General features: G+C 64.9%; 14 protein-coding genes. 7 read left to right on the top strand and 7 right to left on the bottom strand.

What is annotated here, in order from left to right:
• Positions 1-636, top strand: coding sequence for a bifunctional 4-hydroxy-2-oxoglutarate aldolase/2-dehydro-3-deoxy-phosphogluconate aldolase (gene eda, locus K3752_RS12260; protein ID WP_005977713.1), 636 nt, complete (start codon positions 1-3; stop codon positions 634-636).
• A 52-nt stretch (positions 637-688) separates the two neighbouring features.
• A complete protein-coding gene (locus K3752_RS12255; RefSeq protein WP_170358242.1) occupies positions 689-1,879 on the top strand; it encodes an alanine--glyoxylate aminotransferase family protein in 1,191 nt (396 codons plus the stop codon).
• Here the strand turns inward: K3752_RS12255 and K3752_RS12250 are convergent.
• Positions 1,876-2,985 carry a pyridoxal phosphate-dependent aminotransferase gene (locus K3752_RS12250; RefSeq protein WP_260063380.1) on the bottom strand — a complete coding sequence of 370 codons (1,110 nt, stop codon included), beginning with the start codon at positions 2,983-2,985 and terminating at the stop codon, positions 1,876-1,878. The two genes, K3752_RS12255 and K3752_RS12250, sit on opposite strands and share 4 nt — an antisense overlap.
• A 144-nt stretch (positions 2,986-3,129) precedes the next feature.
• Here K3752_RS12250 and K3752_RS12245 point away from each other — a divergent pair, with 144 nt between their 5' ends.
• Positions 3,130-3,912 carry a crotonase/enoyl-CoA hydratase family protein gene (locus tag K3752_RS12245; RefSeq protein ID WP_170358246.1) on the top strand — a complete coding sequence of 261 codons (783 nt, stop codon included), beginning with the start codon at positions 3,130-3,132 and terminating at the stop codon, positions 3,910-3,912.
• Positions 3,913-3,939: 27 nt separating this feature from the next.
• Here K3752_RS12245 and K3752_RS12240 read toward each other — a convergent pair whose 3' ends face one another.
• A complete protein-coding gene (locus tag K3752_RS12240; RefSeq protein ID WP_260063379.1) occupies positions 3,940-5,106 on the bottom strand; it encodes a benzoate/H(+) symporter BenE family transporter in 1,167 nt (388 codons plus the stop codon).
• Between the two features lie 128 nt (positions 5,107-5,234).
• Positions 5,235-8,396, bottom strand: coding sequence for a valine--tRNA ligase (locus tag K3752_RS12235; RefSeq protein WP_260063378.1), 3,162 nt, complete (start codon positions 8,394-8,396; stop codon positions 5,235-5,237).
• Positions 8,397-8,541: 145 nt separating this feature from the next.
• On the opposite strand from K3752_RS12235, the gene K3752_RS12230 reads away from it, so the two are divergent.
• Both K3752_RS12230 and K3752_RS12225 read left to right on the top strand, forming a co-directional pair.
• Entirely contained in the window at positions 8,542-10,833 is a 2,292-nt protein-coding gene (locus K3752_RS12230) for a xanthine dehydrogenase family protein molybdopterin-binding subunit (RefSeq protein ID WP_260063377.1), read from the top strand.
• The gene (locus K3752_RS12225) at positions 10,811-11,890 is read left to right on the top strand and encodes a DUF2235 domain-containing protein (protein ID WP_260063376.1); all 1,080 of its coding nucleotides are present in this window, start codon (positions 10,811-10,813) and stop codon (positions 11,888-11,890) included. The genes K3752_RS12230 and K3752_RS12225 overlap by 23 nt, the downstream gene beginning before the upstream one ends.
• Before the next feature lie 3 nt (positions 11,891-11,893).
• Here K3752_RS12225 and K3752_RS12220 read toward each other — a convergent pair whose 3' ends face one another.
• Both K3752_RS12220 and K3752_RS12215 read right to left on the bottom strand, forming a co-directional pair.
• Entirely contained in the window at positions 11,894-12,538 is a 645-nt protein-coding gene (locus tag K3752_RS12220) for an NUDIX hydrolase (RefSeq protein ID WP_260063375.1), read from the bottom strand.
• Positions 12,539-12,543: 5 nt separating this feature from the next.
• Entirely contained in the window at positions 12,544-13,122 is a 579-nt protein-coding gene (locus tag K3752_RS12215; protein WP_260063374.1) for a GcrA family cell cycle regulator, read from the bottom strand.
• Between the two features lie 126 nt (positions 13,123-13,248).
• On the opposite strand from K3752_RS12215, the gene K3752_RS12210 reads away from it, so the two are divergent.
• Positions 13,249-14,052 carry an ABC transporter permease gene (locus tag K3752_RS12210; protein ID WP_260063373.1) on the top strand — a complete coding sequence of 268 codons (804 nt, stop codon included), beginning with the start codon at positions 13,249-13,251 and terminating at the stop codon, positions 14,050-14,052.
• Here K3752_RS12210 and K3752_RS12205 read toward each other — a convergent pair.
• Both K3752_RS12205 and K3752_RS12200 read right to left on the bottom strand, forming a co-directional pair.
• A complete protein-coding gene (locus K3752_RS12205) occupies positions 14,049-15,284 on the bottom strand; it encodes an MFS transporter (RefSeq protein WP_260063372.1) in 1,236 nt (411 codons plus the stop codon). The genes K3752_RS12210 and K3752_RS12205 overlap by 4 nt on opposite strands.
• Positions 15,285-15,390: 106 nt before the next feature.
• Positions 15,391-16,275: a DMT family transporter gene (locus K3752_RS12200; protein WP_260063371.1), complete on the bottom strand. Its 885-nt coding sequence runs from the start codon at positions 16,273-16,275 to the stop codon at positions 15,391-15,393.
• 306 nt (positions 16,276-16,581) lie between these two features.
• On the opposite strand from K3752_RS12200, the gene K3752_RS12195 reads away from it, so the two are divergent.
• Positions 16,582-17,769: an aspartate aminotransferase family protein gene (locus K3752_RS12195; protein WP_170435244.1), complete on the top strand. Its 1,188-nt coding sequence runs from the start codon at positions 16,582-16,584 to the stop codon at positions 17,767-17,769.
• Positions 17,770-17,776: the final 7 nt, after the last annotated feature.

Raw genomic sequence — 17,776 nt, 5'->3', positions numbered from 1 at the left:
ATGTCCGCAAAAACTCAACGCACCCGCGAGATCTGCGCATTGGCGCCCATCGTCCCGGTTCTGGTCGTCGATGACGCCGCCCATGCCCGCCCGCTGGCCGAGGCACTGGTGGCCGGTGGCCTGCCCGCGCTCGAGGTGACCTTGCGCACGCCCGCGGCACTGGACGCGATCCGCGCCATGGCGCAGGTGCCCGGCGGGGTCGTGGGGGCCGGCACGCTGGTCACGCCCGACGATGTCCGCGCCGCGAAAGAAGCCGGCGCGCAGTTCGGCGTGTCGCCCGGGGCCACCGATGCCCTGATCGCCGCCTGCGAGGCCGAGGGCCTGCCGCTGCTGCCCGGAGCGGCCACTGCGACCGAGGCGATGCGCCTGCTCGAGCAGGGCTATGACATGCTGAAGTTCTTCCCGGCCGAAGCCTCGGGCGGGGCGCCTGCGCTCAAGGCGATCGGCGCGCCGCTGCCGCAGATCACCTTCTGCCCGACGGGCGGCGTGTCGCCCGCCAACGCGCGCGACTACCTGTCCCTGCCCAACGTGATCTGCGCGGGCGGCAGTTGGGTCGCGCCGAAACAGATGGTGGCGCAGGGCGACTGGGCGGGGATCGAAGCCCTTGCGCGTGAGGCGGCCGCCCTGATGGATTGACCTTGCCGGGCCGGGCGCTAGGGTGGGCGCCATTGCAGGCAGGTTGATCCACATGACAGACAGTATTTCCTTCGCCCAAGGGCGAAATTATCTGGCCATTCCGGGCCCTTCCGTGATTCCGGACGCGGTGCTGCAGGCGATGCACCGCCCGTCGCCCAATATCTATGCCGGTGAACTGGTCGAGATGATGCCCGACCTGACGGCCGACCTGCGCCGCGTGGCCCGTACCCGGCACGAGGTGGCGATCTACATCGCCAACGGCCACGGCGCGTGGGAGGCGGCGCTGTCCAACGTTCTGGCGCCGGGGGAAACCGTGCTGGCTCCGGCTTCGGGGCGGTTCACCCATGGCTGGGCGGAAATGGCCGAGCGTCTGGGCGTCAAGGTCGAGCTGATCGATTTTGGTCCGTCCGACCCTTGGGACATGGACCGGATCGCGCAGGCCCTGCGGGCTGATGCCGACCACCGGATCAAGGCGGTTCTGGCGGTGCATGTGGACACGTCCAGCTCGATCCGCAACGACATTCCGGCGCTGCGGGCGTTGCTGGACGATCTGAACCACCCGGCATTGCTGATGGCGGATTGCATCGCTTCTCTGGGCTGCGACCGGTTCGAGATGGATGACTGGGGCGTCGATGTCATGGTCACCGCCTGCCAGAAGGGGCTGATGACCCCTGCGGGCATGTCCTTCGTGTTCTTCAACGACCGGGCCAAGGCCAAACGGGCCGCGATGCCGCGGGTTTCGGCCTATTGGGACTGGCAGCCACGATCAGAGCCCGACTGGTTCTATCAGTATTTCGGCGGCACCGCGCCGACGCACCACCTGTACGGCCTGCGCGCCGCCCTTGATCTGATCCATGCCGAGGGGATTGAGCAGGTCTGGGCCCGCCATGCGCAGCTGGCCCATGCCGTCTGGGCCGCCTGCGAGAAGTGGGCCGAGGCCGGGGCGCTGCACCTGAACGTCGGCGATCGCACGCATCGCAGCCATGCCGTCACCGCTCTGCGCTTGACCGAGGGTCGCGGCACGCCCCTGCGCAGCTATACCGAGCGGCACCTGGGCTTGACCCTTGGCATCGGGCTGGGCATGGCGGACGAGGAGTCATGTTTCCGGCTGGGCCACATGGGCCATCTGAACGGGCACATGGTCATGGGTCTGCTGGGCGGCATCGAAACCGCCATGGCCGCGTTGGAGATCCCACGCGGGTCCGGCGCGCTCGAGGCTGCGGCGGGGGTTCTGGCAGGCTAGGCGCTGCGCGCGGCCGCCAGCGCCTGCGGCAGGGCGGCGGCAAAGGCGTTCAGGTCGGCTTCGGTGCCGCAACTGACGCGGATGCAGCGGTTCTGCGGGGCTGCAAATGGCATCCGCACGAAGATCCCTTGCGCCACCAGCGCCTCCAGCACCGCCTTGGCAAATGCTCCGTCGCGCCCACAGTCGATTGCCACGAAATTGGTGGCCGAGGGCAGCGGGCTCAGCCCGTTGTCACGCGCAATCGCGACGATCCGGTCGCGGGCCGAGGCGATCTGTGTCTGAACCTGCGTCAGCCAGTCCTGATCGTGCAGGGCGGCCAGCGCCCCGGCCTGCGCCATGCGGTTCATGCCGAAATGGTTGCGCACCTTGTTGAAGGCCGAGATCAACCCGGGCGCTCCGATCGCATAGCCGACCCGTGCGCCGGCCATGCCGTAGACCTTGGAAAAGGTGCGCATCCGGATCACGCGCGGATCATCCGCCGCGACCGGCGCGGCGGTGCCGACGGGCGCGCATTCCACGTAAGCCTCGTCCAAAACCAGCAGACAGCCGTCCGGCAGAGCGTCCATCGCCGCGACGATGTCCGTGCCGCGATGCCAACTGCCCATCGGGTTGTCCGGGTTGGCCAGATAAACCAGCTTGGCGCCGACCTCGGCTGCCTTGGCGAACAGGGCGGCCGGGTCCTCGTGATCGTTGGCATAAGGCACCTTGTGGATCGTCCCGCCATAGCCCGCGACGTGGTAGTTGAAGGTGGGATAGGCCCCGTCCGAGGTCACGACCGCATCGCCCGGACCGACCATCAGGCGCACCAGATAGCCCAGCAGCCCGTCGATGCCTTCGCCGACCACGATGTTGTCGGGGCTGATCCCGTGATGATCGGCCAGCGCATGGCGCAGATCGTGGTTCTCTGGGTCGCCATACATCCAGATGCCGTCAGCGGCCTGCCGCATCGCCTCGATCGCGCGGGGCGAGAGGCCGAACACGCTCTCGTTCGCGCCTAGCCGGGCCACGAAGGGGGCGCTGCGCTGGCGCTCCTGCGTCTCGGGGCCGACGAAGGGCACGGTTGCGGGCAGGGATTGGGCAAGCGGGGTGTATCTGGGTCCGGTCATGGGCGCAGATAATCCCAAGGGCATGGCCGGGGCAAGCCTTGCATGGGGCCGGGGCGTCCGCACCGATCTGCCCTCACGTCGGGCTGGCGTCGGCTGCGGGTTTCGGGGCATGGTTTGCCCGGAACACCAAACCCGGAGGCCCAGATGGCGCGCGTATCAGTCGAATACAGGAACCACATCGCCCATGTCACCCTGACCCGCGGCGACAAGATGAACGCGCTGGATGATGCGATGGTCAAGGCGATCCTGGCAGCGGGGCAAGAGGTCGCCGCCTCGGACGCCCGTGCCGTGGTGCTGTCGGGCGAGGGCAAAAGCTTCTGCGCGGGGCTCGACATGGCCAGTTTTGCGGCCATGGCGCACAAGGACCCGACCGAGTGGTTGATGACCCGCAGCCATGACGACGCCAACGAGATGCAGGAACTGGCGCTGATCTGGCGCCGCGTGCCGGTGCCGGTGATCTGCGCCATTCAGGGCGTGGCCTATGGCGGTGGTCTGCAGATCGCGCTGGGCGCCGATATCCGGATCGCCCATCCCGACGCCAAGCTGGCCGTGATGGAGATGAAATGGGGCATCATCCCCGACATGGGCGGCATGGTCCTGTTGCCGAAACTGGTACGGTCCGACGTGCTGCGCATGCTGACCTATACCGCGCGGCCCATCGGAGCCGCTCAGGCCGCCGACTGGGGATTGGTCACCAGCCTGTCGGATGATCCGCTGACCGAAGCCATCGCGCTGGCTGAGGATATTGCGGGCAAGAGCCCCTCGGCCATCCGCGCCGCGAAACGCCTGATCGAGGTGGCCGAAACCAAGTCGCGCGCCGAAGTTTTGCTGGCCGAATCCGCCGAACAGGTCGAATTGATCGGCAAACCCGACCAGATGGAAGTGGTGATGGCCCAGATGCAGGGCCGCAAGCCCGAGTTCAAGTAAACCTCGCGGGCCGCGGCCAGATCGAACTCAGCCCCGCAGGCGCGTCGTCACCCCATAGGCGATGCCGCCTGCCAGCAGACCCCAGACCGCCGCGCCCAGGCCAAACACGGTGATGCCCGAGGCGGTGATGGCAAAGGTCAGGATCGCGGCTTCGCGCTCGGCCGGAACCTCGAGCGCGGCGAAGGTGGCATTGGCCATGACCCCGATCAGCGCCACGCCGGTCAACGTGCCCATCAGCATCGGATCGGCATGGGCGGCAAACCCGGTGATGGCCACGGCGAACACCCCGAACAGGCAATAGAACATTCCGGCCATGACCGCAGACCAATAGCGCTGATCCCGGTCGGGGTGGCTGTCCTCGTTCGAGCACATGGCGGCGGTTATGGCCGCAAGGCAGGTCGCCGGCGCGCCGAAGGGGGCCGACAGGATGCTGGCCCCGCCCACGGCCGAGAATAGCCGCCCTGCCACCGGGGCATAGCCAAAGCTGCGCATGACCGCGATGCCGGGGATGTTCTGAGTGGCCATCGTGACCACGAACAGCGGCACCCCGATGCCGATCATCGACGCCACCGAAAAGGTGGGCGTGGTCCAGACCGGCGCGGCCAGCAGGTGGTCGGGGCGCACCGACGGGCCGTCAGAGAACAGAACGACGACCAGCGCGGCGGCCAGAACGGCGGCGGGGACCGCCAGCAGTCTGTGTACACGTCCGGCGATGAACCAGGTCAGGATCACCGGCAGCGCCTGCCAGGGGATCTCGACCGCGGCCTTAAACGGGACGATGCACAGCGGCAGCAGCACTCCGCCCAGCATCGCCTGCGCCAAGGAGGTGGGAATCGCCGCCGCCAACCGCCCCAGCGGGCGCCACATTCCGGCCAGCACGGTCAGCGCACCCGCAAACAGGAACGCGCCGACGGCACCCGAGAATCCCGCGGCCGGCGCGGCCGAAACCGCCAGCAGCGCCGCACCGGGCGTGGACCAGGCCACGCTGATCGGTTGGCGGTACCACAGGCTGAGCACGATCGCCGCCAGCCCCATGGCAAGCGCGGCCATCATCAGCCCCGATGCCGCCTGCGGCCCCGAGGCGCCCATGGCGTCCAGCCCCTGCAGGACAATCGGAAACGAACTGAAAAAGCCGACAACGGCCACGACCAGCCCGGTTGAAACGGTCTGCATCGGCGGAATGGGTCTGGACATGGGGGCCTCGGCGGATTGGTCCCGAGATTGCTAGCAACCGTTTGGCCCGGTGAACAGGGCCGGGTGCAAAAAACCCCGCCGGGCGTGCGCGGCGGGGTTTCGTCAAGCGTGTGCGAGGGGCTGACGGATCAGGCGATCTCGGCCAGTCGGGCCAGCGCCTCGTTGATGCGGGCTTCTTCCTCTTCGCGGGCGGCCAGGTTGGCCTTGGCTTCTTCCACCACCTCTTCCGGGGCCGAGGCCACGAATTTGGGGTTGTTGAGACGCCCGCGCAGGCCGCCCAGTTCCTTGGCCAGTTTGCCCTTGGCTTTTTCCAGCCGTTCCTTCTCGGCGCCGATGTCGATGATGTCGGCCAGCGGCAGACCAAAGGACGCGCCGGGCGCGGCGATCGAGATCGTGCCCTTGGGCAGCGTATCGGCCTTGGTCAGGCTGTCGATCCGAGCCAGCCGTTTGATCAGCGCCTCGTTCCGGTCCCAGGCGGCCTGGCCGTGGGCGTCGATCTCGGTCACCAGCATCGGCACGTACAGGCCCGCCGGGACGCGCATCTGGGCGCGGGCCGAGCGGGTGTTCTCGATCACCGAGATCACCCAGTTCATCTCGCGATCCGCGTCGGCGTCGACCAGATCGTCGGCGGCATAGCTGGGCCAGTCGGCATGCACCAGCATCTTGGGCCGCGTGCCGGTCAGGCCCCACAGCTCTTCGGTGATGAAGGGCATGATCGGGTGCAGCAGGACCAGGCACTGATCCAGAACCCAGCGCATGGTGGCGCGGGTCTCGGCCTGGGCCTCGGCATCGTCGCCCTGCAGCAGCGGTTTGGACAATTCCACGTACCAGTCACAGACCTTGCCCCAGACGAAGGCATAAAGCGCATTGGCCGCGTCATTGAAGCGATAGCTCTCCAGCGCGGCGTCGACCTCTTCGCGCACGCGGGCGGTTTCGCCGATGATCCAGCGGTTTACTGCGGCCTTGGGCTGCAGGTCGGCCACGTCCAGTTGCGGGACGGCGTCGGTGAAGACCTCGTTCATCTCGGCAAAGCGGACGGCGTTCCACAGCTTGGTGCCAAAGTTGCGATAACCGGTGATCCGCTCGCGCGACAGTTTCAGCACGCCGCCGATGGCCGCCATCGAGGCGTTGGTGAAGCGCAGCGCGTCGGCGCCGAACTCGTCCACGATTTCCAGCGGGTCGATGACGTTGCCGGTGGTCTTGGACATCTTCTTGCCCTTCTCGTCGCGGACGAGCTGGTGCAGATAGACGGTGTGGAACGGGATTTCGTTCACCACGGCCAGCTGCATCATCATCATCCGGGCGACCCAGAAGAACAGGATGTCGAACCCGGTGATCAGGACATCGGTGGGGAAGTAGCGCTGCAACTCCTCGGTCTGTTCGGGCCAGCCCAGCGTGCCGATGGGCCACAGGCCGGACGAGAACCAGGTGTCCAGCACATCCGGGTCGCGCCAGACCGGATAGACCAGCTTGGTCGGGTCGCGGTCGATGGCGTATTGTGCCAGGCTTTCGGCGAACCGGTGGATCGCCTCGTGCTTGTCGGCCACCTCGATTACCGTGGCGTGGCTGAGCGGGCTGGGAATGTCGGCATTGTCATCCAGGAACTTCCCGGTGACGTCCTCGAAGCTGGCGGCGCACTCCATGACCGCGCCCCGGTGCAGCATGCCGCCTTCGTTCAGCAGCCGGCCCAGTTCGACCAGGTCCAGTTCGCCGTCGTTTTCGTCATCCTTGAAATCCCCGGCGGACAGGTCCAGCCCGTACCAGACCGGAATCTGATGCCCCCACCACAGCTGGCGGCTGATGCACCAGGGTTCGATGTTTTCCAGCCAGTGGTAATAGGTCTTTTCGCCCGATTCAGGGATGATCTTGACCCGGCCGTCGCGTACCGCGTCCAGCGCGGGCCCCACGATCTTTGACGTCTCGACGAACCACTGGTCGGTCAGCATCGGCTCGATCACCACCTTCGAGCGGTCGCCGAAGGGCTGCATGATCGGTTTGCTCTCGACCAGCGGCACCAGCGCGTCGGCGCCCTCGGCATCGGGTTTCAGCGCGGTCGATCCCAGGCGCGGATCATCCGCACGGGTCATCACGGCCAGACCTTCGGCGGTGATCTCTTCGACCACCTTGGCGCGCGCCTCGAACCGGTCGAGGCCGCGCAGATGGTCGGGCACCAGGTTGATCGCGTCGATCTCGTTCTCGGTGAATTCGCGCCCACGGGCATATTCCTGGGCCTTGGCGGCTTCGTCCGCATAGGGCGCGCCGTCGGCCCGCATGTGGCCGCGCGTGTCCATCAGGCGGTACATCGGGATCTTGCCGCGCTTGGCCACCTGATAGTCGTTGAAGTCATGCGCGCCGGTGATCTTCACCGCGCCCGAGCCGAAATTCGGGTCGGGGTATTCGTCGGTGATGATCGGGATCTGGCGGCGGTGCTCTTTCGGGCCCACCGGGATTTCGCACAGCTTGCCGACGATCGGCGCATAGCGTTCGTCCGACGGGTGCACCGCAACCGCGCCGTCGCCCAGCATGGTCTCGGGGCGGGTCGTGGCGATCGAGATGTAGTCGCGCTCTTCCTCGAGCACGATGTTCCCGTCCTCGTCCTTTTCGACATAGGTGTAGGTCTCGCCCCCGGCCAGCGGGTACTTGAAGTGCCACATATGGCCGGCGACCTCGATATTCTCGACCTCGAGGTCCGAGATCGCGGTCTCGAAATGCGGGTCCCAGTTGACCAGCCGCTTGCCGCGGTAGATCAGGCCCTTGTCGTACATGTCGACAAAGACCTTGATGACCGCGTCATGGAAATTGGGGCTGTTTTCGTGGCCCGTGCGCGGGTCGCCGGCCGCGCCGGCCATGGTGAAGGCGTTGCGCGACCAGTCGCACGAAGAGCCGAGGCGTTTCAGCTGCTCGATGATGGTGCCGCCGTATTCGCCCTTCCACTCCCAGACCTTCTCGAGAAACTTCTCACGGCCCAGTTCGTTCCGGCTGGGTTGTTGCGTGGCGGCGAGCATCTTCTCGACCTGCATTTGGGTGGCGATGCCGGCGTGGTCCTGCCCGGGCTGCCACAACGTGTCGAACCCGCGCATCCGGTGCCAGCGGGTCAGGATGTCCTGCAGGGTGTTGTTGAACGCATGGCCTACATGCAGCGCGCCGGTCACGTTCGGCGGCGGGATCATGATGCAAAAGCTTTCGTCGCGCGACTTGTTCGCGCCTGCCTTGAAGGCTCCGGCCTGTTCCCAGGCCTTGTAGATCCGGGCCTCGGCCTCGGCCGCGTTGAATGTCTTGTCCATCGCCATCGGGTGCGTCCTGCGTCATCGATCTTGGGTCAGCGCCTGCAATAGCGAATGGCGGCGGGAAGGGAAAGGGCCAAGCACCTCGCGCACTGGACATCCGCCGCATCAAGGCTAGGGTCGCGGTCTGAAGCAGTGAAAGGGGCGCGTCATGGAAAAGTTCGGCAAGAGCCAACCGGTCACCCGGACCGAGGATCAGCGGTTCCTGACCGGGCAGGGGCGCTACATGGACGATACGGTGCCACCCGGCGCGCTGCACGCGGTGTTCTTTCGCAGCCCGGTGGCGCACGGCGACATCACCGGGCTGGACCTCGACGCCGCCCGCGCCGCGCCCGGCGTGCGGCTGGTGCTGACCATCGATGACTTGATCGCCGCCGGAATCGACCCGGTGCTGAGCGCCACGATCCTTGTCAACCGCGACGGCAGCCGTGCCGCCAATCCCCCGCGCCAAATGCTGGCCCGCGACCGGGTGCGCTTCGTCGGCGAGCCGGTGGCGATGGTCGTGGCTGATACGCCCGCACAGGCCCGCGACGCCGCCGAGCTGATCTGGATGGATACCGCCGACCGCCCCGCCAAGCTGGACCTTGCGCCGGGCGGTGAGCCGCTGCACCCCGAGGCCCCCGACAACCGCGCCTTGGACTGGGCGGTGGGCGACGAGGCCGCGACCCAGGCCGCCTTTGACGCCGCCGCCCATGTCGTGTCGCTGCAGGTGGCCGACAACCGGGTGATCGTGAACTCGATCGAGCCGCGCGGCTGCAATGCGGTCTGGTCCGACGGGCGGCTGCATTTCAGCTATGGCGGGCAGGGTGTCTGGGGGATGAAGGCGCAGCTGGCCGACAAGCTGCGGCTGGACCCTCAGGCGGTCCATGTCACCACGCCAGACGTCGGCGGCGGGTTCGGCATGAAGGCGATGCCGTATCCCGAGTATTTCTCGGTCGCGGTGGCGGCGATGCAACTGGGCCAGCCCGTGCACTGGATGTCGGACCGGACCGAGGCGATGTTGTCCGACCACCACGGGCGCGACCTGACCTCGCTGGCCGAGCTGGCCTTTGACGAGGATCTTCGCATCACCGCCTACCGGGTCCACAGCCGCTGCAACCTGGGCGCCTACAACAGCCATTTCGGTCAGGCGATCCAGACCAACCTGTTCAAATGCGTGCTGCCCGGCGTCTATGACGTGCAGAAAACCTATCTGCGGGTCGAGGGGTTTTATACCAACACCACTCAGGTCGATGCCTATCGCGGTGCCGGCCGACCCGAGGCGATCTATGTGCTGGAACGCGCGATGGATCGCGCCGCGCGGGAACTGGGCGTCGACCCGTGGGAACTGCGCCGCCGTAACTTCATCCGGCCCGAGGCTTTTCCCTATGTCTCGGCCACCGGTGAAACCTATGATGTGGGCGATTTCGGATTGGTTCTGTCCCGCGCCGCCGAACAGACCGCCGGTTTCGCCGCGCGCAAGGCCGCCGACGCCGAACGTGGTCTGATCCGGGGGCAGGGGCTTTGTTACTATATCGAAAGCATTCTGGGTGACCCTTCCGAAGGCGCAAAAGTCGAATTCTGTCAGGACGGAACAGTGAACCTTTATGTCGGGACGCAATCGAACGGGCAGGGCCATGAGACGGTCTATGCCCAGTTCCTGTCGGATCAGACGGGGATTCCGGCCGACCGGATCCGGGTCGTGCAAGGTGACAGCGACCGCATGGCGCAGGGCGGCGGCACCGGCGGGTCGCGCTCGGTCACGGTGCAAAGCGCGGCGACGCTGGTCACGATTGACCAGATGATCGCCGCATTCACGCCCTATCTGGCGGATAAAATGGGGGTCGAGGAAAGTGATGTGACCTTCGACCATGAAACCTTTCGCGCGCCAGGGTCGAACCTGACGCCGACGCTGATCGAAGCGGCCGAGATGGCCTGCGCTGACGGCCGCACCGACCTGCTGCAGCACGAGGCCCGCACGCGGCTCGAGGCGCGCAGCTATCCTAACGGCGCCCATGTTGCCGAGATCGTGATCGACCCGGAAACCGGCACGACGACGGTCGACCGCTATACGGTCGTCGATGATTTCGGCAATCTCATCAACCCCATGCTGGCCGAAGGGCAGGTGCACGGAGGGGTGGCCCAGGGCATCGGCCAGGCGCTGTGCGAGCACGTGGTGCATGATGGTGAGGGGCAGTTGCTCACGGCAACGTTCATGGATTACGCCTTGCCGCGCGCCGCTGACATACCCATGATTAGGTTTACCTCGGCGCCGGTTCCGTCGACCGCCAACCCCATGGGAATGAAAGGATGCGGCGAGGCAGGCACCGTTGGCGCATTGGCCGCGGTTGCAAATGCGGTGCAGGATGCGCTTTGGGATCATGGAGTGCGGCAGGCGGACATGCCGTTCACTCCAGTCAAGGTTTGGGAATTGTTGTCGAATGGTACTGTCGCGGTTCGGTAAGAAGATACTTGGATGGCTCGGCCGCCCCCTGCGGTCCGAGCATTCCGCCGAAACGCGCCACCGCGAACCCATCAGTCATGTCATCATCCTGGACGGAACGATGTCGACCTTGGAGCCCGGGTTCGAGACCCATGCCGGTCAGACCTTTCGATTGTGCTGTGAAATGGGCAATCAGGTCTCGGTCTTCTATGAAGCGGGCGTGCAATGGGAGAGCTGGAAATCCACGCTGGACGTGATGATGGGGCGGGGGATCAATCGCCAGATCCGCAGGGCCTACGGCTATCTTGCCTCTCGGTACAAGCCCGGCGATCGGATCTACTTCATCGGCTATTCCCGCGGCGCCTATGGTGTGCGCAGCCTTGCCGGCGTCATCGATATGATCGGGCTGCTGCGGGCCGAGCATGCGACCGAGCGCAACATCAAGCAGGCCTACCGGCATTATGAGTGCAACCCGGGCGGGCAGGCCGCACAGGACTTTCGCCGGAATTTCTGCCACGACGGCGTCGAAATTGAGATGATCGGCGTCTGGGACACGGTCAAGGCATTGGGACTGCGCCTGCCGCTGTTGTGGCGCATGGCCGAAGAGCGGCATTCATTTCACAACCACCACCTCGGGCCGTCCACCCGGCACGGGTATCATGCGCTGGCGCTGGATGAAACGCGAGAGGTCTTCACGCCGATCCTTTGGTCGACCGCACCGGATTTCCGAGGCCATTGCGAACAGGTTTGGTTCCGCGGCACGCATGGTGACGTCGGGGGGCAACTCAGCGGGTTCGAGCCCGCGCGACCGCTGGCCAACATTTCGCTGGTGTGGATGCTCGACAAGGCCGAGTTGCATGGTCTGCCGCTGCCAGAAGATTGGCGCACCCGCTTTCCCACTGATCCCCATGCACCGTCGGTCGGGACGTGGCGGGGGTGGGGCAAGATCTTCCTGCTGCGCAAGCATCGCACCGTAGGTCAGGACCCGTCCGAACGCCTGCATGTCTCGGTTTCGCCCGACGAACTGCCCAAATGGGTGCACCTGCCGGCAGGGCCGCATTCGCACCCGGCGCAGTAACGGTCAGTCAAACGTCGCCGGGCTGGGTGACTTGCCGTTCGCTTGAAACGCATCGTGGATGTCTTTTTCCAGATTGCGTGTCAGGGACAGGTCCGGCAACGCATCCGGGGCAAAAAACGCCGCTTCGCTGGTTTCGGGGCCCGGTATCGGGGTGGCGGCATCGAAAGGGCTACACAGGAAGAACAGTTTGTAGAAATCCCGTGGATCTGCCGGGTAGGGATGCCGTGCCTTGTGGCGTACGGCATAGAGTGTCTGCGCCGCGACACGCAGACCGGCTTCCTCCAAGACTTCGCGTTCGATGTTCTCCGACGGAGAGCTGCCGATATCGGCAAAACCGCCAGGCATCGCCCACAACCCGTCGCTGCGTTCCCGTACCAGCAGGATACCGCCGTTGCGAATTACGGCGGCGCGGATGTCGATGCTGGGTGTTGCGTATCCGCCCGAGTGGACAGGCATCGCCATTTCGATCTGTGACAAAGGCACCCGACCCAGATCGGCCAGCATCGCGCGGGCCATTCCGGCGATCTCGTCATAGCGTTCGCGGTCGAACGGATCGGTGGTGAAATGCTGGCCGGTTTCGGCCAGCGCTAAAAGCCGTTTGGCCCGGGCCAGCCAGGTATCCTCCATCGCTGTCGGATCCTGGCGCATGGGCCTCAGCGCCGCCGGTCGCGGCGCGAGCTCATGGGTTGGAAGGCGACGCCCACATGTGCCTCGCAATAGGGTTTGCCCGGCTCGGCCGGCAGACCGCAGAACCAGAAATCATCCGTGGCCGGATCGCCCACGGGCCATTTGCAGGTCTTTTCGGTCAGTTCCATCAGGGTCAGCTTCTTGGCCTTCTTCTCGACCTCGTTGACCTTGGCCAGTGCCTCGGGGCTGATTTCATTGGCCGAAGGCTGCGGCGGCAGCGGCTGGCCGGCCGGAATGATCTGGCGGCGCGGCGGTGTGGCCGGTTTCGCCTCGGCGGCCGGCGCGGCTGCCGCGGGGCGGGCCGGCTCGGTCTTGGGGGCGGGTTTGGGCTTGGTTTCGGCCTTGGGCGTGGGGGCTGGTTTTTCCTTGGGCTCGGCCTTGGCCGGTGCGGCGCCGGTGGTCCGGTTCGACAGGCCCAGGCGATGGACCTTGCCGATCACCGCATTGCGGGTGACCCCGCCCAGTTCCTTGGCGATCTGGCTGGCCGACTGGCCTTCGCCCCACATTTTCTTGAGCAGTTCAACGCGCTCGTCTGTCCAGGACATGGGTAGCCTTTCAAAAGCGGGAAAGCGGCCTCGGTCACGGGCCGCCTTCGGAATTCGTCTCAGCGCCCTATTCTAATCACTGCGGGCCGAGTTACAAGCGGTCATCGAATCAGATTGGGGGCAGGAATGCAGAATCTCGCGGATCAGGACATGCGCCGTTTCGGAGCGGTCAACTGGATGGGGTTGTGGACACTGGCCCAGCGCGAAACCCTGCGCTTCCTGGCGGTCTGGACGCAGACCCTGCTGGCGCCTCTGGTCACGGCGGGGCTGTTCCTGCTGATCTTCAACATCGCCGTCGGCCCGGGGCGGCCGGATGTCATGGGCGTGCCCTTCCTGACATTCCTGGCGCCCGGGATCATGATGATGACGGTGATTCAGAACGCCTTTGCCAACACTTCGTCCTCGATGGTGATCTCGAAAGTGCAGGGCAACATCGTCGATACCCTGATGCCGCCGCTGTCCCCGCTCGAGATTTTGCTGGGCTATCTGGCGGGCGGCATCGCACGGGGTGTGCTTATCGCTTTGATGCTGGCCGCTGCGCTGGCGCTTGGCTTGGGGCTGATGCCGCAGCATCCCGCGCTGGCCTTGGTTTTTGTCATTCTTGGGGGTGCGTTCATGGGCACGCTGGGCCTGCTGGCAGGGGTTTTCGCCAACAAGTTCGATCAGATGGCCGCCATCACCAACTTCATCGTTACTCCGTTGGCGTTTCTGTCCGGTACCTTCTACTCGGTCGACGCGTTGCCGCCGTTGCTGAACAGGATCAGCCACGTGAACCCCGTTTTCTACCTGATCGACGGATTGCGATATGGCATGATCGGAGTGTCGGACAGCAACCCGATGTTGGGGATGGCCGTCTGTTTGCTGTCGACCCTGCTGATCTGCGCCGTCATCTGGCAAATGCTGCGGACCGGTTACCGTTTGAAGGCCTAGGCAGCTTCGGACAACGAACCGGGCTGTAGCGGCACGCGGGGGCGTCCCAGCCGCGGATGCAGTCGCGCGGCCACGGACCAGGCGCCCAGCAGTGCAAACCCACCTGCCGCAAAAACACCAGCCACCGGTGTCGCCAGCAACACCAAGGCGGCAACGCCCGGTGTCAGAATTCCCGAAACGTCGCGATAGCTGGAATAGATTGCGGACATCTCTGTCCGCTCGGACGGCTTCACCGCCATCAGGAATGGCAGACCGGCACAAATGTCCAGCACGATCAACCAGATTGACCCCATGACCAGTGCGACGACCGATGCCACCGGCCAGCCCGAGAGAAATGCAGCCAACAGAAAACATGTGGCGCAGGCGGCGAAGCCCGTTCGTACGGCGCTGCGCAGAGACCGGTTCTGGACCCAGCGCAGAATCAGGGGGGCAGCAAACAGCATGGCGTTCGTGGCTGACAAAAGCGTGCCACCCAATTGCTCACCCAACCCGTTTTCGATGGCGAAAATCGGAAGGTAGACCACATAGATCCACCAGCCACAGGACCGGATCATGGCAAACAGATACCCGGCCACCAGCCGTGGTTGGGCAAAGAACCGAGGCAGAAATGACAGCGGATTTTTCGTTGCCCTCCTGGCCTTGGTAATCAGTTTGCCGTTGCCCAGACGCATGGCCCAGAACATGATCAGCATACCAATGGCGGCGGCCGCGCTGATGACGAAAGGGGCCGGCGCCCATAATTCCATCAACATCACACCTGCCATCGGCCCCGCTGTCCAACCCAGCGCGCTGTAGAACATCCGGCTTGTTTCGCAGCGGCCGAGCTCGATCTTGCTGATGTAGTCCAAAACGTAGGCGTTGAAGCAGATGAAAGTCACCACCGCGGCCACGGTGTTCAGCGCAAGTGCCCCGATCACGGCCTCGGGGCTGCCGTCGATGGCCAGCAGAGCGCCGGTGATGAACATAGCGCAGCCGGCTGTGTAGGCCCATCGCCTCGGGACATAACGGATCAGGAACGGCACCATCAGCCCGGCCAATAACGAAACGAGGCCGACCAGAAAGTAAACGAGCGAGACGGACCCGGCGTCGCCCATGGCCCGGTACATCACCAAGGGGAATACGGAAATCAGGATGCCGCGAACCACGGCCTCGAACCCGGCAAGTATGCCGAACTTGCGAACGGAGGGCGCGGGCGCATGACGGACCCATTCCGGGATTCGGCGTTCGTGCATCGGGCAATCTCTCTAACCAACCGCACTCAGGGTGCGTCATGCGGTGTCGGTTTCATGAGAGTTTGCGACATCGGGGTCGCCTGCGGACAAGGCCGTAGAAAAAAATCTAGCGGCGTCTGGTTCGGGCCTCGCGCCAGACAAGGATCAGCGCTCCGGTCAGAATGACCCCTGAGCCCAGCAAACTGACCCAATCCGGAACGACCCGGAACACCGCAAAGTCATAAAGCGCGGCGAATATCAGCGTTGCATAGCTGATCGGTGCTACGAACGAGGCATCTGCCCGGGCCATTCCATTGACGAAGCAGGCCTGCGCGCAAGCCATCAGAAAACCAATGCCGGCCAAAGCCGCCCACTGAGCGGGCGATGGTGGTTGCCAGACGGTTGCGACCGCGATGCTGGCAATCGTCAAGCCCATGGCATTGTTGATGAGCAGGATCTGGATTGGGCTCTCGCGGCCAGACAGCTTTTTGATGAAGATCAATTCCATCCCGATCACTGCCGCCGCCGCCAAGGCAAGCAGAGCCGCGGGTTGAAAGCTGTCGGGGGTCGGGCGCAGCAGGATGATCGCCCCCGTCAAAGCCACCGCCGCCGCCAGCCAGCGCCAAGGCCCAACGGTCTCTTTCAGCAGAGGAATGGCCAGAACCATCGCGAAAACAGGGTTCAGAAACGATATCGCCGTGGCATCGGCTATGGGGATATAGGCGACCGACGCGAACATCAGAGTAATGCCAGTCCATCCGAAACTGGTGCGCCCGATATGCAGACCCCAATGCGGACGCCGTAGTTGGGGACGCAGGACGCCAACTGCCGCCACGATGACCACAAATGCGAACAGGAACCGGCCATGGCTGATCTGCATGGGGTGCAGGGGCGGGCCCAGTGTCTCGGTGCCCAGAGCTTTGGCCAGCAATGTCGTGCCCGCGATGAAAGCGCTGGCGCAGAAGATAAGTACGGCTGCCAGGGCAGGGTTGTGGGCTTGTGGTGAGAACATGGGCCATCGGTGCGCCAGCGTAAGAGAAATGACAAGCCCGAATTGCAAGGCGCCCGACCCGCGCCAGCAAAAAATCCATGTGCGGATACATTTTGCCTTTCCACACTGGGCTGGCCCCGCTATACCGGCGCCCATGATCAAACTCGTGCATATCCTGCTGCTCCGACGTCGACGCATCATTGCGTAACCGGCCCTTTTGATCCTGCGCGCGCGAACCAAATCCGCGCATCTCTCACCAAATCTGTTGACGAACCCGGTCTCAGTGTTTCAGTCACTGGGTTCAAGTTTTCCAAAAAGGATGATCCGATGATCCCGTCCGTTCTGCCGACCTACAATCGTGCTCCGCTGACCTTCGTGAAGGGCGAAGGCGCCTGGCTGACCGAGGCGGACGGCCGACGTTTCCTTGATCTGGGCGCGGGGATCGCGGTGAATGCGCTGGGCCATGCCCACCCGGCACTGGTCGGGGCCTTGACTGAACAGGCGCACGCGCTGTGGCACGTGTCGAACCTGTACCAGATCCCGCAGCAGCAGGCGCTGGCCGACAAGCTGGTGGATCTGACCTTTGCCGACACGGTGTTCTTCACCAATTCGGGCACCGAGTCCTGCGAATTGGCGGTCAAGATGGCCCGCAAATACTTCTACGATCAGGGGCAACCCGAGCGGGTGGAGATCATCACGTTTGATGGGTCTTTCCATGGGCGTTCTTCAGCGGGCATCGCCGCTGCCGGGTCCGAGAAGATGACCAAGGGGTTCGGCCCGCTGCTGCCGGGGTTCGTGCATGTCGCCTTCGGCGATCTGGACGGTGTGACCAACGCGATCAGCGACAAGACCGCCGCGATCATGATCGAGCCGATCCAGGGCGAGGGCGGCATCCGCCCCGTCCCCGATGTCGAACTCAAGGCCCTGCGCCAGATCTGCGACGACAACGGCTTGCTGCTGATCCTCGACGAGGTGCAGTGCGGCGTCGGCCGGACCGGGAAACTCTTTGCCCATGAATGGGCAGGCATCACGCCCGACATCATGATGGCGGCCAAGGGTATCGGTGGCGGCTTCCCGTTAGGTGCGGTGCTGGCTACCGAAGCGGCCGCCAGCGGCATGACCGCGGGCACCCATGGGTCGACCTATGGCGGCAACCCGCTGGGCTGCGCGGTGGGCTGCGCGGTTCTGGACCACGTGGCAACCCCGGCCTTCCTGGACGGCGTCAACCGAAAGGCGGGTCTGCTACGCCAAAAGCTCGAGGGCCTAGTCGCCGATCACCCCGACGTGTTCGAAGAGGTCCGCGGATCCGGCCTGATGCTGGGCCTGAAATGCAAAGCGCCCAACACCGATGTTGTCGCGGCCGGTTATGAAAACGAAGTCATCACCGTGCCCGCGGCCGACAACGTGATCCGCCTGCTGCCGCCGCTGACCCTGACCGAGGATGACATTGCCCAGGCCCAGATCCGCCTCGAGAAAGCCGCCCGGCAGGTTCAAGGCCAACTCGCCTCGGCCTGACGCCCCT

The sequence above is a fragment of the Ruegeria sp. B32 genome (genome assembly GCF_025141855.1).
GTDB classification, from domain to species: Bacteria; Pseudomonadota; Alphaproteobacteria; order Rhodobacterales; family Rhodobacteraceae; genus Ruegeria; species Ruegeria arenilitoris.
Note: the sequence above shows the minus strand (reverse complement) of the source record. Positions and strands in the feature narration are given on the sequence as shown.